General features: G+C 66.1%; 23 protein-coding genes and 1 pseudogene. 11 read left to right on the top strand and 13 right to left on the bottom strand.

The genetic code is table 11. From position 1 onward, the window contains the following. Positions 1 to 8: 8 nt before the first annotated feature. Positions 9 to 917: a pyridoxal 5'-phosphate synthase lyase subunit PdxS gene (pdxS, locus tag ACP97_RS08410; protein ID WP_049997391.1), complete on the bottom strand. Its 909-nt coding sequence runs from the start codon at positions 915 to 917 to the stop codon at positions 9 to 11. 103 nt (positions 918 to 1020) lie between these two features. On the opposite strand from pdxS, the gene ACP97_RS08405 reads away from it, so the two are divergent. Continuing rightward, a complete protein-coding gene (locus ACP97_RS08405) occupies positions 1021 to 1743 on the top strand; it encodes a DUF1405 domain-containing protein (RefSeq protein WP_049997390.1) in 723 nt (240 codons plus the stop codon). Positions 1744 to 1746: 3 nt separating this feature from the next. Here ACP97_RS08405 and ACP97_RS08400 read toward each other — a convergent pair whose 3' ends face one another. Then, positions 1747 to 2640: an HFX_2341 family transcriptional regulator gene (locus ACP97_RS08400; protein ID WP_049997389.1), complete on the bottom strand. Its 894-nt coding sequence runs from the start codon at positions 2638 to 2640 to the stop codon at positions 1747 to 1749. Between the two features lie 144 nt (positions 2641 to 2784). Here ACP97_RS08400 and ACP97_RS08395 point away from each other — a divergent pair, with 144 nt between their 5' ends. Then, positions 2785 to 4173 (top strand): MFS transporter, encoded by a 1389-nt coding sequence (locus ACP97_RS08395; RefSeq protein ID WP_049997388.1) that lies wholly within the window; start codon positions 2785 to 2787, stop codon positions 4171 to 4173. Here the strand turns inward: ACP97_RS08395 and ACP97_RS08390 are convergent. The 7 genes from ACP97_RS08390 to ACP97_RS08360 form a co-directional block, all read right to left on the bottom strand. After that, positions 4170 to 4517 (bottom strand): tRNA-binding protein, encoded by a 348-nt coding sequence (locus tag ACP97_RS08390; protein WP_049997525.1) that lies wholly within the window; start codon positions 4515 to 4517, stop codon positions 4170 to 4172. The genes ACP97_RS08395 and ACP97_RS08390 overlap by 4 nt on opposite strands. Before the next feature lie 282 nt (positions 4518 to 4799). Then, entirely contained in the window at positions 4800 to 6134 is a 1335-nt protein-coding gene (gene hemA, locus ACP97_RS08385; protein ID WP_049997387.1) for a glutamyl-tRNA reductase, read from the bottom strand. Next, positions 6131 to 6781, bottom strand: a complete 651-nt coding sequence (locus ACP97_RS08380; protein WP_049997386.1) for a precorrin-2 dehydrogenase/sirohydrochlorin ferrochelatase family protein — start codon at positions 6779 to 6781, stop codon at positions 6131 to 6133. Before ACP97_RS08380 ends, hemA begins: the two co-directional genes overlap by 4 nt. Further along, positions 6778 to 7860: a siroheme decarboxylase subunit beta gene (gene ahbB / locus ACP97_RS08375; protein WP_049997385.1), complete on the bottom strand. Its 1083-nt coding sequence runs from the start codon at positions 7858 to 7860 to the stop codon at positions 6778 to 6780. The genes ACP97_RS08380 and ahbB overlap by 4 nt, the downstream gene beginning before the upstream one ends. A 36-nt stretch (positions 7861 to 7896) precedes the next feature. Then, positions 7897 to 8292 (bottom strand): DUF5778 family protein, encoded by a 396-nt coding sequence (locus ACP97_RS08370; RefSeq protein ID WP_049997384.1) that lies wholly within the window; start codon positions 8290 to 8292, stop codon positions 7897 to 7899. Between the two features lie 73 nt (positions 8293 to 8365). Next, complete coding sequence (locus ACP97_RS08365) at positions 8366 to 8560, bottom strand: cold-shock protein (protein ID WP_049997383.1); 195 nt, start codon at positions 8558 to 8560, stop codon at positions 8366 to 8368. A gap of 2 nt (positions 8561 to 8562) precedes the next feature. Then, complete coding sequence (locus ACP97_RS08360; RefSeq protein WP_004055492.1) at positions 8563 to 8757, bottom strand: cold-shock protein; 195 nt, start codon at positions 8755 to 8757, stop codon at positions 8563 to 8565. Positions 8758 to 8878: 121 nt separating this feature from the next. Here ACP97_RS08360 and uppS point away from each other — a divergent pair, with 121 nt between their 5' ends. Then, on the top strand, positions 8879 to 9808 hold the full coding sequence (uppS, locus tag ACP97_RS08355) for a polyprenyl diphosphate synthase (protein WP_049997382.1): 930 nt from the start codon (positions 8879 to 8881) through the stop codon (positions 9806 to 9808). A gap of 12 nt (positions 9809 to 9820) precedes the next feature. Here uppS and ACP97_RS08350 read toward each other — a convergent pair whose 3' ends face one another. Further along, positions 9821 to 10429, bottom strand: coding sequence for an undecaprenyl diphosphate synthase family protein (locus ACP97_RS08350; RefSeq protein WP_049997381.1), 609 nt, complete (start codon positions 10427 to 10429; stop codon positions 9821 to 9823). A 330-nt stretch (positions 10430 to 10759) separates the two neighbouring features. On the opposite strand from ACP97_RS08350, the gene ACP97_RS08345 reads away from it, so the two are divergent. Then, a complete protein-coding gene (locus ACP97_RS08345; protein WP_049997380.1) occupies positions 10760 to 12124 on the top strand; it encodes a DUF92 domain-containing protein in 1365 nt (454 codons plus the stop codon). Beyond that, positions 12121 to 12555, top strand: a complete 435-nt coding sequence (locus ACP97_RS08340; protein WP_049997379.1) for a GNAT family N-acetyltransferase — start codon at positions 12121 to 12123, stop codon at positions 12553 to 12555. The genes ACP97_RS08345 and ACP97_RS08340 overlap by 4 nt, the downstream gene beginning before the upstream one ends. Here the strand turns inward: ACP97_RS08340 and dnaG are convergent. After that, positions 12513 to 13898, bottom strand: coding sequence for a DNA primase DnaG (gene dnaG, locus ACP97_RS08335; protein WP_049997378.1), 1386 nt, complete (start codon positions 13896 to 13898; stop codon positions 12513 to 12515). The two genes, ACP97_RS08340 and dnaG, sit on opposite strands and share 43 nt — an antisense overlap. Positions 13899 to 14080: 182 nt before the next feature. Here dnaG and ACP97_RS08330 point away from each other — a divergent pair, with 182 nt between their 5' ends. The 4 genes from ACP97_RS08330 to ACP97_RS08315 all read left to right on the top strand — a co-directional run bounded on the left by ACP97_RS08330 (position 14081) and on the right by ACP97_RS08315 (position 17083). Then, positions 14081 to 14356 (top strand): 4a-hydroxytetrahydrobiopterin dehydratase, encoded by a 276-nt coding sequence (locus tag ACP97_RS08330; RefSeq protein ID WP_049997377.1) that lies wholly within the window; start codon positions 14081 to 14083, stop codon positions 14354 to 14356. A 62-nt stretch (positions 14357 to 14418) separates the two neighbouring features. After that, positions 14419 to 15042 (top strand): HAD family hydrolase, encoded by a 624-nt coding sequence (locus ACP97_RS08325; RefSeq protein WP_049997376.1) that lies wholly within the window; start codon positions 14419 to 14421, stop codon positions 15040 to 15042. Between the two features lie 42 nt (positions 15043 to 15084). Beyond that, positions 15085 to 15921, top strand: coding sequence for an MBL fold metallo-hydrolase (locus tag ACP97_RS08320; RefSeq protein ID WP_049997375.1), 837 nt, complete (start codon positions 15085 to 15087; stop codon positions 15919 to 15921). 43 nt (positions 15922 to 15964) lie between these two features. Then, positions 15965 to 17083 carry a coiled-coil domain-containing protein gene (locus ACP97_RS08315; protein ID WP_049997374.1) on the top strand — a complete coding sequence of 373 codons (1119 nt, stop codon included), beginning with the start codon at positions 15965 to 15967 and terminating at the stop codon, positions 17081 to 17083. A gap of 1 nt (position 17084) precedes the next feature. Here the strand turns inward: ACP97_RS08315 and ACP97_RS08310 are convergent, their stop codons facing one another. Then, positions 17085 to 18845, bottom strand: coding sequence for a cbb3-type cytochrome c oxidase subunit I (locus tag ACP97_RS08310; protein WP_049997373.1), 1761 nt, complete (start codon positions 18843 to 18845; stop codon positions 17085 to 17087). A 108-nt stretch (positions 18846 to 18953) separates the two neighbouring features. Beyond that, positions 18954 to 19364: a DUF6789 family protein gene (locus tag ACP97_RS08305; protein WP_049997372.1), complete on the bottom strand. Its 411-nt coding sequence runs from the start codon at positions 19362 to 19364 to the stop codon at positions 18954 to 18956. A 235-nt stretch (positions 19365 to 19599) separates the two neighbouring features. On the opposite strand from ACP97_RS08305, the gene aceA reads away from it, so the two are divergent. Both aceA and ACP97_RS08295 read left to right on the top strand, forming a co-directional pair. Next, the gene (gene aceA / locus ACP97_RS08300; RefSeq protein ID WP_049997371.1) at positions 19600 to 20652 is read left to right on the top strand and encodes an isocitrate lyase; all 1053 of its coding nucleotides are present in this window, start codon (positions 19600 to 19602) and stop codon (positions 20650 to 20652) included. A gap of 131 nt (positions 20653 to 20783) precedes the next feature. Further along, positions 20784 to 21166, top strand: a pseudogene (locus ACP97_RS08295) (malate synthase); the annotation flags it as partial.

Genomic DNA, 21166 nt, shown 5'->3' with positions numbered 1-21166 from the left:
TCGACCGTTCAGACGCCCCGACCCTGTAACTTCTCCTCTTCGGGCAGGTCGGCGTTCGCGTCGCCCTTCATGCCCGAGCCGGTGTCCGTCGCGATGCGGGCGAGTTTCTCGGGGTCGTCCCAGCTGTTCGTCGCCTCGACGATAGCCTCGCCCATCGCCTCGGGGTTCTCGGCTCCAAAGATCCCGGAGCCGACGAAGATCCCATCGCAGTCGTGGTGCATCATGAGCGCGGCGTCGGCGGGCGTGGCGATGCCGCCAGCGGCGAAGTTCACCACAGGAAGACGGCCGGCGTCGGCGGTCTCGTGGACCAGTTCGGCCGGAGCCTCGATCTCGCGGGCGTAGGCTTCGCGCTCCTCGTGGGTCATTCCCTCTAACTTGCGGATCGCACCGCGGATGTTGCGCTGGTGGAAGACGGCCTGATTGACGTCGCCCGTTCCGGCTTCGCCTTTCGTCCGGATCATCGCTGCGCCCTCGCCGATGCGCCGGAGGGCTTCGCCGAGATCGCGCGCGCCACAGACGAACGGCGCGGTGAAATCGCGCTTGTCGATGTGATAGTCGTCGTCGGCGGGTGTGAGGACTTCGCTCTCGTCGATCATGTCGACACCGGTGGCTTCGAGGATCTGCGCTTCCTTGGTGTGGCCGATTCTCGCTTTGCCCATCACCGGAATCGACACTTCCTCGATGATCTCGGTGATGTCGGCGGGGTCGGCCATGCGTGCGACGCCGCCGCGCTTTCTGATGTCGGCCGGCACGGCTTCGAGCGCCATCACGGCGACCGCACCCGCGTCCTCGGCGATGCGGGCCTGTTCGGCGTTGACGACGTCCATGATAACCCCACCCTGCTGCATCCGGGCGAACCCGCGCTTGACGAGTTCGGTCCCGCGTTTCAGCTCCTCCAAGTCGGTCTCGTCGGCCATGTCACGGGTTGGACCCCGACCCACTTAACGCTCATCGTCGGCCGACTTCGGCCGCCGAGAGCCGACCAGCACCGTTTTGTCACGGCCGGCCAATTCGTGATCGATGGCCGAACGAAGCGCCGGCCCGCTCGGGCGATTGCTCGACGGGTCGGTGCCCGACCGCGAGACGCTCCCGTGGTACGTCGCGCCGATACCTGCGATAATTGAAGACTTGGGACTGCGACTCGCGTGGCTCGTGGTCGCGGTCAACCTCGCGGGCACGGCGTTCGGATTCTTCTACTACCGCTTCCAGTTCGGTCTCGAACCGCTCCTCGCGTGGCCGTTCGTCCCCGACAGCCCGGTGGCGACGCTGTTCATCGCGCTGTCGATAGCAAGTTGGAAGCTCGGCGAGTCGAGAGAGTGGCTGAACGCGCTCGCCTTCTTCGGCTGTCTCAAACTCGGGCTCTGGACGCCCTACACACTGCTCGTCTTTCAGGATGCGTTCCTCGCGAGCACCCCGCTCTGGCTCTACCTGTTCCTCTTTTTCAGCCACCTCGCGATGGCCGTCCAGGCCTTCGTCATCTATCGCTATTCGGAGTTCCCGGTGTGGGCGGTCGCGCTCGCGCTCGCGTGGTACGGATGCAACGATCTCGTGGACTACTTCGTTCCGGTCGTCGGGACCTACCACCACACGGCCATTCCCGTCCAGCCCATCGTCGACGGCGTCATCGAGCACGTCACGCCCGCACACCAACTCCTCGCGGCGGGTGCGCTCGCGTTGACGCTGCTCGCCACGTTTCTCGCCCTCGCGACACGGGTAAAGAAACTCGAAGCACACGCAGGGTGACGATCACTCCGTTCGGATTTCTCCATCCGCGTGCGAGCGCACCCAGAGTTCGCCGATGCGCGAGAGGCGCGTCCGGTGGGACTTCCCGTGTGCGTCCTGCTCGATGTAGCCCTTGCCGCCCGGTCCCAACCTGTCGACATTGTAGATGACCTTCGAGCGGAAGCTATCGGTGTATTCCTCGCTGAGTTCGCGTGCGAGCGCCTGTGCGAGTTCTGAAACACTCTCGAAGGCTCCGTCCTCGCCGAGTTTGAACAGAATGAGCTCTTCGAACGGTTTGACGTTCGAAAACGAGGCCACGGGGAGTTCGAGGATGTGCTCGCCGTCGATGGCCTTCGCGCCGATGGTCGTCCCGCGCTCGTCGAACTCCGAGAGAAGACCCCGTGCGCTCCGGAGGCGTTCGTCGATGCGCTCGTCGTCGCCATCGAGGTCTTCGAGCAGGTCGATCTGCTCGCGGAGTTCCTCGGCGAGTTCGGTTTCGAGGTATTTCTCGGGGATCGTGTAGTAGGTGTGGATGCGCTCTCTGTCCTCGCTTCGCTCGACGCCGATTGAGTGGGCGGCGGTCGCGAAGGCGAAACTCACGGTTCGGGGCATCGCGCTGACGTTCGCCCACACCTCGCGCCCGGCGTCGAGTTCGGCGTTGATGAGTCCGTAGGCCTGCTCGAAGGCCCCGTCGTAGTCGTACACGTCCTCGACGACGAAGCGCTCGGTTTCCGCGCCCAAGAGGTTCCGGAAGTCCTGTTCGAGTTTCGCCGCGAGATTCCTGGAGTACTCGACGTTCGCCGCGCTGCCGACCGCTCCCTCCAGCAGAATCACCCGGTCGACGTCGAGTTTGTCGCGGACCAGCGGCGCGATGAGCCGGTCGTAATCGAAGCCGACGGGCACGATGTGGGTTTGCACATTCCCTCCTACCCATGAACGACGAATAAGCGTTGTCGAGTCGATTCGAAGTAAATTCCTCTTCAAACGTAGCAGCTGAAGCCCGAAAATGAGTGGAATTAACTGTGTGGAACACTCCGAGTTCGATAGAGGCAATCGAAAACGATGGACGGAAACGAGACGGCCACCGTATCGGATGCACTGGACGGAATTCCTGTTGGGGCCTTCCACCGGCGCTTGCTGGCCATCTGTGGCAGCGCGTGGGCGTTCGACGGGATGGAGGTCATCATCATCAGTTTCACCTTGCCGGTACTCATCGGCGCGTGGAGCCTTTCGGGGCTCGCGGCGGGACTCTTGGGCGCGGCGAGCCTGATGGGGATGGTGCTCGGCAACTGGGGCTGGGGCTGGTACGCCGACCGTTACGGGCGAAAATCGGCCTTCCAGTGGACGGTCCTGACCTACTCGCTGTTCGCGGGGCTGACGGCGCTCGCGGTCGGTTTCTACTCCGGGTTCGCGCTGCGCTTTCTCACCGGCATCGGTCTCGGCGGCGCGCTCGCGGTCGATACCTCCTATCTCTCCGAACACCTCCCCACGGAACGCCGTGGCCGGTATCTGGTCTATCTCGATGCCTTCTGGCCGCTCGGCAACATCTTCGCGGTGGTGCTCGCGTGGATTTTCCTCTCGGCGCTCGCGTCCGGCGGCACGGTTGCCGTTCCGTTCGTGGGTGCGGTTGCCGGCTGGCGGTTGCTGTTCGTGAGCGCCGCCCTCCCCGCACTGTTGGTGTTCGTCATCCGCTCACAGCTCGACGAGACGCCGTATTTCCTCGCTCGCGTCGGGAAAATCGAGGCCGCAAACGATCGGCTTCGGGAAATCGCCGCCGAAAACGGCGGAAGCCACGACCCGATCGACGGCGACGTGAGCATACGCCCGGCCGCCGACTTCTCCCGGCTGTTTGCACCCGACCTCCGCCGACAGACGTTGATGATCGCCGCGGCGTGGTTCGCCATCAACTTCGGGTACTATGGCGTCTTCATTTGGCTCCCCCAGACCGTGGGTGCTGCCGGCGTCGTCGGCAATATCTATCTGTATTTCGTTCTCATCGGCGTCGTCCAGATCCCGGGCTACTTCAGCGCGGCCTACCTCGTCGAGCGGATCGGCCGCAAACCGACTCTCGGAATCTATCTCCTCTTCTCGGGGCTGTTCACGTTCGTCTTCGCGGCTTCGATGCCCGGCGTGGATTTCCTCGGCCTCGGCCTCTCTGGCTTCTGGCCCTTCCTCGGGGGCTTGCTCGCCGCCTCCTTCTTCACGCTCGGCGCGTGGGGAGCCATCTACGCCTACACGCCCGAACTGTTCCCCACCGAGGCGCGCGCGACGGGGAACGGGTTCGCGGGCGGTGTGGGGAAGATCGCCGCCGTCATCGGGCCGATTCTCGCCGGCGCGCTCGTCTCGTCGGGCTACCTCCTCGCGCTGGTCCCGCTCGCGGTGGCCTTCGTTCTCGGCGGTGTCGTCGTCCTCGCGTTCGGCCGCGAGACGATGGGCGAGCAGCTCGCCTAGTAGACACGCGTGCCGTTTTCGACCGGCTGCTCGGGCTGGAGGTGAACCACGCCGTCGCCGTCGGCCGCATCGACGCCGGTCACGAGGCACTGGCTCTCGAAGTCGGCGATTTGGACGGTCCCGAGATTCACGACCGCGACGACCTGCCGGCCGAGCAGTTCCTCCCTTTCGTATCTCGTCAACCCGGCGGCCGACTGGAGCGTTTCGTCGCCGAAATCCACGTCGAGTTTGTAGACGTCCTTTCTCGCCTCGGGGAACTCCTCGACGGAACTGATTTCGCCGATGCGCATCTCCACGTCGTCGAGAAAGCGTGCCGGGTCGATGTCGGGTTCGTCGATGCCCATGCTCCCGTTGGCCATGCAGCGCACATCACTCCAGCGAAACCGCTGCGTGGCAGGCGGCCGCGGTACGGTGGCGGTTCCTGGTGGATGAAGGGCGAGCGAACGAAGTGAATGAGGGCTTCTGCGGTGCTGTACGGGCAGCGGTTGTGGTATGGTGTCCGCGCGAACGATGTGAGCGCAGTTCTCCGTGAACGAGGCCGAAGGCCGAGTGAACGGGAATTTTTAGTCCAGGTTTTTGCGAGGAGCGGTGCGCGAAGCGCACCCGACGAGTAAAAAAGTGGGTGTTTAGTCGTCGAGGTGTTCGCGGACGGCCGAGGCGAGCGCGTGCTGGGTTTCGGGTGGAACGTCGCTCGGGTCGGCGGCCGGGGGTGCGTCGCCGGAGTCGAAGGTGGGGTCGAACAGCCGGAGCGCGCTGTTGATCGTCGTCCAGTCGTCGGCCTCGGCGGCGTCGCGCAGGCTCTTGGTAGGGGCGGCGAGCAGTTGGCTCACGAGCGTGTCGGCGAGTGACTCGACGACCGCGTGCTGGTCGTCAGTCAGTCCATCAGTGTCGAGCTTCGAGAGCGCACGCGAGAGTTCACGCTCTTTCATCCGCTCTGCGTTCTCGTACATCGCGGCGATGACCGCGTCGGCGCGTTGGCGCTTGTAGCGGGCGAGCAGGTTGTCGAACTCGCGGTCGATCATCGCCTCGACGCGCTCGGCGGCTTCTCGTCGCTGCTCGCGTGTCTCCTCGGTGACGGATTCGAGCGCGTCGAGGTCGTAGTGGGTGACGTTCGGGAGATCGGCGGCGGCCTGTGGGGCGTCGCGCGGCTGGGCGATGTCGATGAGCAGGATTTCGCTGGCCGATTCGAGCGCCGCGCGGTCGAGCACGGGGACGGGACTGCTCGTCGCCGAGACGACGACGTCGGCGAGCGAGAGCGCCTCGGGAAGATCGTCCAGAGCGAGCGCCGTGCCGTCGGTATCGACCTGCTCGGCGACGTGCGCGGCCGTTTCTTTGGTTCGATTCGCCACGAACAGCTGCCCGACCGAGCGAGCGAGCGACTGGGCGGCGAGCGTTCCCATCTCACCCGCACCGACGACGAGCCCCGTCGCACCGTCGAGCGGTCGCTTCTCGTCGGCGAGCCGTGCGGCGGCGCTCCCCAGTGAAACCACGCCCTCGTCGATGGCCGTCTCGGTGCGCGCGCGCTCACCGACGTGGATGGCTTTCTGGATGCCCTCCTCGAACATCGGGCCGATACCGCCGACCGCCAGCGCGCTCGCGTAGGCGTCCTGCAACTGGCCGAGGATCTGGTCCTCGCCGAGCACGAGCGACTCCAGCCCGCAAGCGACCCGCATGAGGTGGCGCAGACTCTCCTCGTGGCCGAGTTCGCGGACGGCTTCCGCGGGGCTGTCGGTGACGACCGACGAGAGGGTTTCGTGGCCGCGTTCCGGGTCGTCGGCGACGACGTACAGCTCTGCACGATTGCACGTCTGGAGCGCGAACGCTTCGTGAATTCCCTCGTGAGCGCACAGGGCTTCGACGGTCTCGCGCTCGTCGCACGCACAGGCCGCCTCGATCTGCTCGACGCTCGCGTGCTGGTGGGCGATGCTCACACCGGAGATGATGCCGGTGGCGACAGTCATCGCTTTTCCTCCGAGAGCACGTCGCTGATCACCGATTGGGCCTCTTGGGCTGGATTAGGAGTCCCATCACCTAAAGCCTTCCAAACCCGCTCGGAGCGCACCACCGCCCGGATGGCCGCCCGGCGCGCCTCCGGCGGTGTATCCTCGCGCAACTGCTCGCGCAGTCGTCCCGTGAGCGTCGCCATCGCGCCCGCACCGGCGAACTCGTTCTCGAAACGCTCGCGCAGATACCGACTGAGCGCCGGACTCCGCCCCCCAGTGGCGACCGCCAGCAGCACAGGGTCGTCGCGCACCGTCGCCGGCACGGTCACGTCGAGGTGCTTGTCACCCCCACCGCTCCGGTCGGCACGATTCAGGAGTGTTCCTCGCTCGCGCGCCGCCCGTGTCACGGCGTCGTTCACCGCCTCGTCGCTCGTCGCCGCAACCGCGAGCGCCGGGTCGATCCGCTCGAACCACTCGGGTACGTCGTCGGGCGTCGGCGCGACACGCACCCGCTCGCTGTCGCCGAACTCGGCGTCGGCGAACGCCGGACTCACCACCACGACTCGTGCCTCGCGCGCGAATCGGCGGGCCTTGCGCGCGCCCACCGGCCCGCCACCGAACACCACCACTGTCGACCCGCCGAAGTCGTGCAGCAGCGGAATCATCTATCGGATGGATCGTCGGTGTTCGCTGCGGCGCGCTCGTCCATTCTGATGCCCGTTTTCTTCAGAATACGTGTCGAGAACAGCGTGTCCCAGTTCTCGTCACCGATGTCAAAAAAATCGTTCATCCGCTCTTTCACTTGTTCGATGCGGCGCTCGCTCTCCCCTTCGGAGCGGCCGTGCGTCATCGCGAAGAAGTTGTACGGCCAGACGCCCTCGTGGCGCGGACGCTCGTAGCAGTGGGTGACGAACTCCAGTTCGGCGATCGCCGGTCCCACTTCCGCAACGAGCTCGTCGGGTACGTCCCAGACGGTCATGCCGTTCTCGGTGTAGCCGAGCGCGTAGTGGTTCGGCACGACGCCGACACGCCGGACCTTTCCCTCGGCGAGAAAGCGATTGATCGTTCCGACGACCCACTCGACGTCCCGTCCGACGGCATCGGCGACGTCCGAATAGGGCGTCGCGGTGAGCGGTAATCCACCCTGCAACTCGATGACGAGGTCGCGCTCGGCCGGCGTCAGCGATTCCTTCCCATCGGGTTCGACCGTCGGTCCGAGGTCCGACAGATCGAGATCGCCGTCCGCAATCGGGCCGTCGAGCAGGAACTTCGCTTCGACGCGGAACTCCCGTTGTTTCGGGAGATTGTAGGTCTTTTGTCCGGTTTCCTCTTCGATGGTGGCGAGCACCTCGTCGACGGCCTCGTCGTCGGCGACCGAGACGACGAACCACATGTTGAGGTGGGGATGTGCGCGCTCGTAGTTGTGGGCGACCTCGCGGTGGGCGTTCACCTGCTCGGCGACCTCGTCGAAGCGCTCTTCGGGGGCGTGCATCGCTACCAGCGTGGCCGTCCCGCCGATGGCCTCGGCGTCGATGAGCACGCCGAAGCGCGAGAGGACACCCTCTTCGTCGAGTCGCCGAATCCGGTCGAGCAGTTCGTCGGCGGTGACGTCGATGCCGCGCTCCGTGAGCGCTCGCGCGGCCGGCTCGAACGGGCGTTCAGCCACCGGAAACCCGCCCTGAAAGGCATTGATAATGGCCCGGTCGCGCTCGTCGAGCGCGGGGGCAGCGTCCGCATCACTCATACCGGTTTTCGGCCCGCGGCGGGGATAAACGCCTCGCTACCCCGGGACGCCGGTCACCGTGTAGCCCTCCGCTCGAAGCTCGTCGACGATGGCCTCGTGGTCGGCGCTCGCCTCGTAGTAGAACACGACGTCGTAGCTGCCCTCGCGGAGGAGCTGCTGGCACTCCCAGACGAACTCGTCCGCTTCGATGGTGAGTCCCTGATGCTGATTCAGGCCGAAATCGGGGTCGTCGGTGCCCGAATAGACGTACGTGTCGTCGGCCTCGGCGTGTTTGGCGATCGTCTCGCCGATCTCGATCGTCGCGCGATGGAGCATGCTCTCCTCGCTCGAATCGTACTCGGTATGGACGATAAGTCCCTGTAACTCGATGTCGCCGGGTTCGAGCAGCGCTTCGGTCCGTCTGCGGAGTTCGTCGTCGAGCGTCTCGCTCATACCTGTCGCTCGCGCCCGAAAAAGATACGCTCCTCGGTCCGCACCGCACCGAGGGCGAAAAATCGTGTGTCGTTTACAGTCGTTCGAGGTTCTCGGCGCGCGGGCCTTTGTCGGCCTGCACGATGTCGAACTCTACTTCCTGTCCTTCCTCCAAGTCAGGGCCGCCAACGTCTTCCATATGGAAGAAGACGTCCTCGTCAGCGTCGTCGCTTTCGATGAAACCGTAGCCGCCCGTGTCGTTGAAGAAATCGACTTTGCCTTCCGCCATGTTTACAGCCGCTCCAGGTTTTCCGCCCGCGGTCCCTTGTCAGCCTGCACGATGTCGAACTCTACTTCCTGTCCTTCCTCCAAGTCAGGGCCGCCAACGTCTTCCATATGGAAGAAGACGTCCTCGTCAGCGTCGTCGCTTTCGATGAAACCGTAGCCACCCGTGTCGTTGAAGAAGTCAACCGTACCTGACGCCATTGCACTCGATTCGATGCACCCGCCACATAAAAACCTGCGCAATACCGTCCGTCCGTGTCGGACACTCCCATGACGCGCGTGTCAGAAGATTCATTTCACTCCCCCGAGTTAGCTCCGTAAAATGGCCCCGCGCACGCACGGTCTGTTGTATCGAGCCTACGAGCGCCTCCTCCAGCGCGAAATCGACGGCGCACCCACCCACGTCGCCGTCATTCAAGACGGCAACCGCCGATACGCCGACGAACACGGCAAGGACGCCGCCGACGGCCATCGTGCCGGCGCGGAGACCACCGAGCGAGTGCTCGATTGGTGTGCCGACTGCGGCGTCGAGGAGCTCACCCTTTACACCTTCTCGACGGAGAACTTCGACCGCTCGCCGGCAGAGCGCGAACACCTCTTCTCGCTCCTCGACGAGAAACTCCGCGAGTTCGCCGACGCCGAGCGCGTCCACGACCAGGAGGTACGGATCCGCGCCATCGGCGAGACCGACCGCCTGCCCGAGTACCTCCGCGAGACCATCGCGTACGCCGAGGGGAAAACGGAAGAATACGACGCACTCCACCTCAATATCGCGCTCGCCTACGGCGGCCGAACCGAACTGTTGGGCGCGGCCCGTGAGGCCGCCAGCGCGGTCGAGGCGGGCGACATCGCGCCCGGTGACATCGACAGCGAGGAGATCGAGCGCCGCCTCTACACCGGTCCCGCCCGCGACGTGGACCTCATCATCCGCACGGGCGGCGACGAGCGCACCTCGAACTTCCTACCGTGGCACGCCAACGGCAACGAGGCCGCCGTGTTCTTCTGTACACCCTACTGGCCGGCCTTCGCCAAGAAGGACTTCCTGCGCGCGATCCGGACCTACGAATCCAGAACGCAGTCGTGGCGGCGCACCCGTGCCCGGCGCGCGCTCGCGCTGGTTCGGGCGGTCGGCGGCGCGGAACTCGACGAGGCCCGCGCCATCGTCGAGCGCCTCCGTGAGCACCTCCCTCGGGGTGAACTCGACGGTATCGAGCACGACACGAACGAAAGCGACCCGACGACGGCCGACTGACCCGCTGAGTGCTTACTGGCCGTACCGACGCTGGCGGTTCTGATAATCGCGCAGCGCCCGCAGGTACTCCCGCTTGCGGAAGTCCCGCCAGTTCACGTCGGTGAAGTGTAGTTCCGAGTAGACCGACTGCCAGATCATGAAATCCGAGAGTCGCTCGGCTCCAGTCTTGATGACCAGGTCGGGGTCGGTCGGAAACACTAACCTCTCCTCGATGGTGTCGGCGTCGATCTCCTCGGGCGCGAGCGTCCCGGCTTCGACCGCGGTGGCTGCGCCGCGAACGGCCGCCGCGAACTCGTGCTTGCCGCCGAGACCGATGCTCACGTTGATCGGTGCGTCGGCACGCTCGGCGTCATCGGGGCCGCGGACGGCGAGTTCGCGGGGAGCGTCACAGCGCTCGAACACCCGGCGGATGGCCGGTACCGCGCCCGTATCGAGCACGCTCACGTAGACCAGCACGGAGTCGGCTCCGTACTCGAAGGCCCACTCGAAGAACTCTTCGACCGTGCGATAGGCACCGTCTTCGAGCAGGTCACGTTCGGTGATGACGACCGCGACACAGCCCGGCAGCGGGGCCGGATTGCGGCGGATGCGAGCGGCGAGATAGCGGTCGTACAGTCCCACGTCAGGTTGTCGTGGTCGGTTCGCCTAAGCCTTCACGTTTCGTGGACACGATCATCGAAACCGTCTGACTTCACGGGCTTTGATGTCCTCGACTGCAACAGCTACGACGGGATGCAGACGACAATGAGGGATCGCAACCGCCCCGCACGGCCCACATACCTCCCCAACCGATTCGCTCACTCGCTACGCTCGTTCACTCATCCCTCACGCGAGTCGCGCACCGTCGGTGCGCTCCCGCGCGCCACAGCGACCGATTTCGTTCGAAGATGGCTGGAGAGCGTTCGCTGGCGGCTTCGGGAGCGTTAAGTAGCCATCGGGAAAACGACGGGCGTGACGTGGCCACTCCGGCGGGCGGGCGCGTTCGCGCTCGTCGGCGCACTCGCCTTCGCCGCCCCGCTGTTGGGTCCGGCCGCCGCTGCTCCCTTCGTGGTCGTCGCCGCGCTCGCGGCGTTCGTCGTCGAGGACGGGCCGGTCTTCGAGCTGTTCGCCCGGCCCGGCGACCACGAGGAGCGGACGCTCTACGGACTGGCGGGCTTTTCGCTCGCGGCGGCCGGTCTCGCGCTGTTCGTTCCCCTGTTCGGGATGCCAGTCTTCGTCTTTGCCGCCAGCGTGCTCGTGCTCTCGGGTGGGAATCTCGCCGAAGCGGCGGCCCGACAGCGCTCCGACGCCGCCATCACCGCCACGCTTGCGTTCGTCGTTGGGGGTGCGCTCGCGGGCGTGCTCGCCCAGTTCGTGGTCGGACTCGTCGCCCCCGCACCGCCGCCCGCGCTCGCGGTCTTCTTCGCCGCGAGCGCCGCGCTGCTCGGCGCGCTGGTTCGTCTCGCGCTGTTCGTCCGCGACGACCCGCTCGTGCTGTTCTCGATGGGGCTACTGCTCTGGCTGCTGGCCGCGCTCGAACCGACGACCTCTCCAGTGGGCATCGCGCTCGCGCTCGCCGTCACGGCTGGCTTCGGGGCGCTCGCCTACGCGCTCGATACGGCCTCGATCACCGGAATGCTGACGGGCGTGCTCGCGGGGCTGTTGATGGTCGTACTCGGCGGGTTCGGCTGGTTCGCGCTGCTCATCGTCTTCTTCGGCGGCGGCGGACTCGCCGGCAAGTTCCGTTACGAACGCAAGCGAAAGCGCGGACTCGCCGAAGGCAACGACGGCGCGCGTGGCAGCGCCAACGTGCTCGCGAACTCGGCGGTCGCGCTGGGTGCGGTGCTCGCCCACGCCGCGAGTCCGATGGTCTCGATGGATGGTTCGCTGTTCGCGTTCGTCTTCGCCGGGTCGCTCGCCGGCGCGATGGCCGACACGCTGTCGAGCGAACTCGGCGGCCTGTTCGACACGCCGCGACTCATCACGACGCTCGAAACGGTCCCTCCCGGCACCGACGGCGGCGTGACGTGGCAGGGCGTGCTCGCCGGCTCGCTCGGTGCGGTGCTCATCGCCGTGCTCGCCCTTCCGTTCCTCGCGGTCCCGCCCGCGGGTGCGCTCGCCATCGCCGTGGCGGGCGTCGCCGGCATGGTCGTCGATAGCCTGCTCGGCGCGCTCTTCGAGAACCGACGGGTGGACGAACTGTTCGCGGGCGCGCTGGCCGGTCTCGCGTTCGCCGACCGCCGCATCGGTAATCAAACAGTGAACTTCCTCGCCACGCTCGCGGCCGCGCTGCTCTGTGCGGCCCTCGCCGTGCTCGCCGGTCTCGCGTCGCTATGACCGGAATCAGGGCGGCGACGCCAGCCGACCGCCCGCGTTTGCTCGCCATTCAGGCGGCCTCGCTCGCCTCGAACTGGCCGGAGTTGCTCGAAACGGCCATCGACGGAGCGGGAACGGTGCTCGTCGCCGGGCACACCCCCGTTGGCTACGCGCTCGCGGTCGGGAGCCAGCCCACGCATCTCGCCGAACTCGCCGTCGCCCCCGGCCACCGCAACGCGGGCCACGGCTCGGCGCTTCTGACCGCGATTCTCGACGACTGTGATGAGTGTCGACTCACCGCACGGGCCGACGACGAGCGCGCGCGACGGTTCTACGAGCGCCACGGCTTCCGGATCGAAGAGCATCTCCCGAATCACTACGAGAACGCCGACGGCGTGGCGATGGTCCGTCAGTCCGATTCGTCGGCGTCAACCGAATCGGAGCGGAGCTGATCGGCGGTCCGCACGCGCACGTCGGTCGGTCGCTTGACGAACTCGCCGGTCGAGCGCGCGACGACCTGCTCGACGCCGCGCTGAGCGGCCACGTCGAGCACGCGCTGGTCGAGTTCGTCGTCGGTCACCACTGCGGTGGGCACCGCCGACGCCTCCGCGATGGCGTCGAACGTCTCGTCGACCGGGACCTCCGCTATCAGCGCGAACTCGCCGTCGAGCAGCCGTGTCAGATCGGATTCGTCGTTCACGACCTCCCGGACGTGTGCGCCGAGCGTCGCCGGTTCGTCCTCGGTCTCCGCCGTCTCCCGCGATTCGTCCTCACCGGTCGCTCCGTCCGTTTCGGCCGCTCGCGCCTCGACCGGTTCGCCGGACGGTTGGTCTTCGGCATCGGGTGGGGACGGACGAGCGGACGGGGGTTCGACGTCGGTGGTCGGCTCCACCGTCTCCAGCGTGGGCTCGGGTGTCGATGGCGCGACGTGCTCGGCGGGCGCGGGTCGGGCGCTGCCGTCGGTCGCGGCGACGGCTTCGCGCGGGTTGCCCGCCTCGGCGACGAGTTCGTGGGCGACCTTCCCGCGCAGCGACTCGTGGACCTCCTCGCGTGAGAGGTCCTCGACGCTCTTGCCCGTGGGGGCGACGGCGACGTAATCGATGTCGCCGACCTGGGCGAGTTCCTTCAGGATGAGGTCGCCGCCCCGGTCGCCGTCGAGGAACGCCGTCGCCGTGCGCTCGCCGGTGAGGGCGGCCACGGCGTCGGGCACGTTGGTCCCCTCGACGGCGACGGCGTTCTTGATGCCGTATTCGAGCAGCGTGAGCACGTCCGCACGGCCCTCGACGACGACTATCGCATCGCCCTCGGCGACGCGCGGTCCCGCGGGGAGTCCCTCGAACTCGACGACCTCGCCGGTGCGTGCGCTCTCGCGGACCTGTTCGACGAGTTCGGCCGAACTCATCGTGGACTCCTCGAAGGCTCCGAGGAGACCTTTCGCTCGCTCGACGACCTCGCGGCGCTTTGCGGCCCGAACGTCCTCGATGCGCTCGACGTCGACCGTCGAGCGGCAGGGACCGATGCGTTCGATGGTTTCAAGCGACGCCGCCAGAATCGCGGTCTCGACCCTATCGAGGCCGCTGGCGATGGTGATACGCCCGAACGACTGGCCGTTCTGCGAGTTGATGCTGACGTCGATCCGACCGACCTTCGAGGACTGCTGGAGGGTGCGCAAGTCGAGATCGGTGCCCAGCAGTCCCTCCGTCTGGCCGAAGATCGCGCCGACGACGTCGTTGCGTTCGACGACCCCCTCGGCGGTGACGTCCGCGTGAATCAGGTATTTGTCCGTGTCCTCCATGTATGAGTGGCTCTCTCCCGTCGGGATCGGTGTGTAATCGTGATGAACGGCGTCACTGATACGTTTCACACTGGTCCGTCTGAACGGATATACCTACCGCCCTGCACTCCGACCGACGTCGCCCGATCGTCGACGGCGGCCGCACGGCCAACGTTTATTCGTCCGCTGTTCCACGTTCGGCTATGGCTGACGTTCTGACCGACGACGAAATCGACGACCGCACACCGGAAGGATGGAATCACGAGGGCGACGAAATCGTCCGCACCTACGAGTTCGACGAGTATCTCGACGGGGTGGAGTTCGCGAGCGACGCCGCCGAACTCGCCGACGAGGAGTTCCACCATCCCGAGATCACGATCCGCTACGACGAGGTGGAGATCAGCCTGACGAGCCACGAGGAGGGCGGCGTCACCGACCAGGACATCCAGATGGCCGAGCACTTCGACGACGCGCGCTGAAGAACTCACGTGTGCCGCCGGCAGAACAGCTATGTATCCCGCCCGCCTACCTCGTGAACCCGATGGCGCTACCCCAGTACGACTTCTGGCTCTGTGATCTCGACGGAACGCTCGTCGACGTCGAATGGACGTACGTCCGTCGGCTGTTCGACCGCGTCGGCGAGCGTCTCGGACGCAGTTTCGACGACCGCGAGGCACACACGCTCTGGAACGGTCTCGGCGGGTTCCGCGACGAACAGCTCCGGGCGTGGGGGATCGACGTCGAGCGCTTCTGGACGACGCTTCATTCCATTGAGGACCCGACGGCCCGCGCGGCGGCGACGTTCGTCTACGACGACGCCGCCGCCTTCCTCGCATCGCTCGATGTCCCCGTAGGAATCGTCACCCATTGTCAGCGCCACCTCACCGAGCCGGTCCTCTCCGCACTCGGCCTGCACGGGCGCTTCGAGACGGTCGTCTGCTGTACGAGCGAACTGGGTTGGAAACCCGATCCCGAACCCGTGCGAGTGGCGATCGAGGAGATGGGCGTCGCCGGCCAGCGGGGCGTACTCGTCGGCGACGGTCCCCACGACGTGGGTGCGGCGTGGAACGCCGGTCTCGACGGGATCCACCTCGAACGCCACGGCCACGAGCGCCGCGGGCGCTGCGTCCGTGGCGACCACCGCCTCACCGAATTCCCCGTCTAACCGGACCGCTGGCTTTAGGCGACTCGCCCGCCCAGCGGCGGCATGGTCCATTCCGATTGGGACGACTGGCTGCTGGACGAGATCAGTACGTCCGACCCCGACGGCGTCGCGGTCTGGTATCTCGGCTGCAACGGCTTCGCGCTCACCGATGGCGAGAGCACGTTGTTCATCGACCCGTATCTCGGCACGGGCGACCCGCCCCGCACAGTCAGAATGATTCCCGTCCCGTTCGACCCGGCGGACGTCACGAGTGCCGACGCGGTCTTCGCCACCCACGAACACACCGACCACGTCCACGGTCCCTCGCAGGCCCCCATCCTCGAAGGCTCGGGCGCGACCTTCCACGCACCGGCCGACAGCATCGCGGTCGCGCGCGAAGAGGAGCGCTGGACCGACGAGTGGGACGTCTCCGCGGAGCAACTCGACGAGATAACCGAGGGTGACACCGTCGAAGTCGGCGCATTCACCGTCACGGTCGAGACGGCGCACGACCCGGATGCCACGGAACCAGTGAGCTACGTCGTCGAGCACCCGGCAGGCACCTTCTTCCACGGCGGCGATACGAAGCCCGCAGCCGAACTCGACGACATTGGCGAGCGCCACGACATCGACCTCGGGGCGCTCGCGTTCGGCTCGACGGGAAAGATCCCCGACAAGCAAACCGGCGAACTGACCGAAAAGCGCTGGTACTGCGACGAGAACGAGATCGTCGAGACCGCCGGACGGCTCCGGCTCGACCGACTCGTGCCCACCCACTGGGACATGTGGAAGGGGTTGACCGCCGAGCCGACCGCACTCCATCCCCACGTTCGCAGCTACGAGTACCCCCGGAAGCTCGAAATCGTCGAGATCGGCGACCGGATCGAACTGAACCGGTGATGGCCCGCTGAACGTTTAAGAGGCTCGTGTCCGATTGACGACCATGAGTGACGCAGACACGACGGAACGAACCGTCACCGAGGACGGGATCACCGTCACGAAATCCTACGAGACCGACGAGTTCCCCGTTCCAACGGTCGATTTCCGCGTCCGGTCCGAGCGCGACGACGGTGTGACCGTCCGGCTGGCCGATGCCATCCCCGACGGTGTGCCGTCGGGCGATTTGGGGTTCCATCCCGACTACGGCGGCGACGATTGGTCGCTTGCGGGCGATAACGCGGTCTTCGAGCACTTCATCGCGCCCGGCGAGGAGTACCGGACCGTCTACGGCATCAGGACCGACGACCACGACCCCGACCGGTTCATGACCGACCCCGAACTCACCGTCGACGCACCCGAGGGGACGGCCACCGAATCGACCGACACCGGAGCCGGGAGCACCGATACCGACGAACCGACCGCGCCGGGTCGCGACAGCAGTCAGGCCGCTCGCGACGTCATCACCGGTGACCGCGAGGTCGCAGGTCTCGACGGCGACGACACCGTCGAGGACGTCACCATCTCCGGGAACGACCCGGCGACGGCGGATGGGTCCATGAACGGTGCGGCGGACGACGCGGGCACGACCGGTGGGACGAACGCCGACCGAGCGGGTGCGGGACGCGGCGTTCCCGAGGGTGGCGTCGGGGCGGCGCTGGCGGCCGAACTCCGCGACGGCGACCTCGCCGAGAGCGACCGCCAACTGCTCGCCGCGGAACTCGACACCGACGACGCGAGTGGCGAGGTTCGGTTCAGCCACCTCCAGTCGCGCATCAGTGACCTCGAAGCCTACACCGACGCCCTAGAGGAGTTCATCGACGAGAACGGGCCGGCCCGGCGGCTCATCGAGGACCTCACCGACGACATCGAGCACATCGAGGACGAACTCGCGGCGCTCGACGAGCGCACGGAGGCCAACGAGCGCGCCATCGAGCGCCTCGATGACGACGTGGCGGCGAACGCTGACGACATCGAGGCGCTCGACAAGGGTCTCGCCGACGCGGAGGCCGAAATCGACGAGACGCAGGCGTCGATCGCGGACCTCCGGGCGGCCATCGACGACATCGACGAGTGGCGCGGCCGGATTTCGAGCGTGCTCGGCGGCGTCTCCGACGAGGAGTGAGTCAGTCGTCGGTCTCGCCGCCATCGGCCGCGTAGCGCTCGTCGAGTTGCTCCTCGAACCACTGCCACTCGCGGGTGAACTGCCCGCTCTCCTTGAGGTTCCAGACGTCGGCGTCGCGGACGCGCGGGCCGACGCGGTAGGACTGGACCATGTTCCACAGCCAGAGCAGCGCGCCGACGCCGATGACGAACGCGCCGACGGAGGCGACCTGTTGGAGCGTGGCGAACTGTGTGGGGTAGTCGGCGTATCGGCGCGGCAGGCCGAGTGCCCCCATGACGAGCATTGAGCCGAACGTCACCGGCACGCCGGCGATAGTGAGCGCCGCCTGCAGGCGTGCGAGGCGCTGATCGTACATCCGTCCCGTGATGATGGGATACCAGTAGTAACTCGCCGCGAGCATCATCATCGCGATGATGCCCATGATGATGAAGTGGAAGTGGCCGACGACGTACTGGGTGTCGTGATAGATGAGGTCGATGGGGATCGCGGCCAGAAACACTCCGGTAACGCCGCCGATGATGAACGTCCCGACCGAGCCAACCGAGAGTATCATCGGCGCGGTGAGACGGATCCGCCCGTCGTACATCGTCGAGAGCCAGTTGAACACCTTCACGGCGCTCGGGACGGCGATAGCCAGCGAGACGAACATGAAACTCGCCCGTACGCGCGGGTCGATACCTGTCGTGAACATGTGGTGTGCCCACACGCCAAAGGAGAGGACGCCGATGGCGAGCGTCGAGTAGACGATGAATCGGAACCCGAACAGTCTGCGCCCCGAGAACTTCGGGAGGATGGTGCTCACCAGTCCCGTCGCGGGGAGGAAGATGATGTACACCTCGGGATGGCCGAAGAACCAGAAGAGGTGTTGCCAGAGGATCGGCCCGCCACCCTCGACGAGATAGAACGTGGTGCCGAAGTTGCGGTCGAGCAGCATCATGATGACCGCACTCCCCAAGAGCGGGAAGGCGAACAGGACGACGCCGCTGGTCGAGAGCATCGTCCAACTAAAGATGTCGACGTTGTCCCAACCGACGCCCTCGCCGCGCTCGGCGACGACGGTGACGATGAAGTTTATCGCACCGAGGGTGGTCGCGATGCCGCTCAGATGCAGGCCCAACAGGAGCAGGTCCACCTGCGGGTTCGTCGTCTGAATCGACAGCGGCGCGTACAGCGTCCAGCCGGTCTCGGGTGGGTGAAGCACGTCGAGGATCGGGATGTGGATTCCAACAGTGGAGAGGATCTTGCCGAGCGCGTCGGCGGGCAGACCCGCCCGTGCGAGCAACAGTGCCGGCGGCAGCATCCAGAAGCCGATGGCGTTGATCCGCGGAAACGCCATGTCGTCGGCGTCAAGCAGGAGCGGGAGGAAGTAGTTCCCGATGCCGAAGAACACGGGCGTAGCGAAGAAAAACAGCATCGTGATGCCGTGAGTAGTAAAGAGTCCGTTGTAGGTGGCAGCGGTCCAGACGTCGGCCTGTGGGGTCAGTAGTTCGGTGCGCATCATCATCGCCTCGGTGCCGCCCCACAGCGCCGCCACAGTACCGAAGACGAGATAGAGGATGCCGATGTCCTTGTGGTCGACGGTGGTGAGCCAGCGCAGCAGGCCGGCCTGTTTTTCCTCGTGTTGGACGCCGGTCTCGCCGCCGGGGAGATAGCCGCCGTCGGGGCGTGCGAGCGCGGACCAGCCCTTGGTTCGCAGGAACTGCGTTCCGAGCGCGACCAGCAACACGCCGAGGACCGCCAGCACGACACCGCCCCCGATCATGGTCGTGTCCACCCTGCCAGTCGTCGGTCGAATGCCATGGCGGGGCTACTCGACCCCGGTGTATAAACGTGGCTGCATCCGTCGGTTTGACCGGTTTCGTCCGGCCGCTCACCGTGCGAGACGTCCGTAGACACTGCCGAGCGCGAAGCCGTAGGCGAGATGGGCGAGCATCGCAAACCCGACGTAGAGGACGAGTATCGGGCCGCTAATGGCCCCGCGACCGACGACGACGAAGACGATCCCGATGACCGCCGCGAAGACCACACCTCGGGCGGCGGGGTCGGGGCCGAACGGGAGATACTCCTCGACGGCGACGAACAGCGCCGGCCAGCCGACGACGGCGAGAGCGACGAACAGCGCGACAGCCAGCACCGGCCGTCCCGGAACGCCGAGAAAGCGAGCGACGACGCCGGCAACCGACAGCGCGCCGCGCGCCTGCGTGTCGAGGACGAGCAGGAAAAAGCCCAACACGAGCGTACCGACGACGCCGCCGGCGACCGCGCGCAGCGCCCTGTGCATGACGGCCCTCCGCCGGGCAGACGAAAAAGTCCGGCCATCCGCGCCGGGAGCGACCCCCATGCTAACGCTCGACATTTATATATGCTAATTGCTTCCGCATTCGGAAAACCCTCTAAAGAATATTATCATGATAGACCATAACAGTTTTTTACCATCCCGGTTTCGGTGCCGATGCGGCCGGCGAGGATCACGCGCTCCCCGAGACGGGGTCCGCCTCGCCGCCACGAGACCAACCATGCCAACGCCGAAAGAACTCATCGGAGACACGGACGTCTTCACGAAGGACGTCGACAACCCCGCAGCCCGCGAGCTGCGCGAAATGCTGGACGAACAGGACTACGTCTTCGCGCCGGGGATGTATCACGCCCTCGACGCCCGACTCGCTGAGATGGCCGGCCACGATGCCGCCTACATGAGCGGCTACTCCACAGTTTTGGGCCAGTTCGGCTTCCCCGACTTGGAGATGGTGACGATGACCGAGATGGTCGAGAACGCCAAGCGAATGGTCGAGGCCACTCACCTGCCCGTGGTCGCCGACTGTGACACCGGCTACGGTGGCATCCATAACGTCCGCCGCGCGGTGCGAGAGTACGAGAAGGTCGGCGTCGCGGCGGTCCACATCGAGGACCAGGTGACGCCGAAGCGCTGTGGCCACATCGCGGGCAAGCAGATCGTCTCGCGCGAGGACGCACAGGCGCGCTTCGAGGCGGCCGTCGACGCCAAACAGTCCGACGACACGATCATCATCGCGCGCACGGACGCCTACGGCTCGGCGAACGGTGACTGGGAGGAACACCTCGAACGCGGCCGGCTGTACGCCGACGCCGGCGTCGACATCGTCTGGCCCGAGATGCCCGACCCCAGTAGAGAAGACGCTGTGGAGTACGCCGAGACGATCCACGAGACCCATCCGGATCTCGATCTGGCGTTCAACTACTCCTCCTCGTTCGCGTGGTCCGAACAGGACGACCCGCTCACGTTCCAGGAACTCGGGGATCTCGGCTACAGCTACCAGTTCATCACGCTGTTCGCGCTGCACTCGGGTGCCCACGCCGCCTACGAGGACATGAAGAACCTCGCGGAGAACGCCGAACAGGGTCAGTTCGATCTGGAGGAGAAGTACCTCGGCCACGAGACCGAGAGCCATCACGAACTCTCGTTCGTCGACAAGTTCCAGGACATCGAGATGGAGTTCGATCCCGAGGCGCGCTCGCGCATCGAAGGCTCGGAGGGCTTCTCCGAGGACGAACGCGACCCGCTGACCGCCGAGGCCGACGGCGACGACTGACTCCTCGGGGGCGTTTTCGGACCGAAACCTACAGTATCCCATCGTCCGACACGGCGAACGCCATTGCGAACCGACCCAAACCAGCACAGCCAGCCAGCGACGCCCGGCGGCGATACAGCCACTCAACCCATATGACACAGAGACACGACGAGCGACTCCACGACAGAAAGTTCGTCCGCACCTTCTTCACCTCCCCCACGGCGGTGGAGGGCGAAGAGGATTCGGCGAAGATGATCCGCAGCGCCAGCGGGCTACGCGGCATGCAGGCCCCCGACGTCTGGGTGCCGGACAACGAGGACGCGACCGCGCCGTCGATGCGCGACGAAGGGGCACAAAACATCATCGAGGTGGTCTCCGAAAACGGTGCGGAGTTCCCCGGCGAGATCCACCCGCGGGTGGTCTGGCATCGCGACAGCCCCGAAACCCGCCATCAGGGCTTTGAGCGAATGCTCACCATCGCCGACCCCGAGGCGGGGGCCATTGAGCACTTGGACGGGTTCGTCATCCCGGAGGT

The sequence above is a fragment of the Halococcus sediminicola genome (assembly GCF_000755245.1).
Classification (GTDB): domain Archaea; phylum Halobacteriota; class Halobacteria; order Halobacteriales; family Halococcaceae; genus Halococcus; species Halococcus sediminicola.
This window is presented reverse-complemented; position numbering and strand designations above follow the sequence as displayed.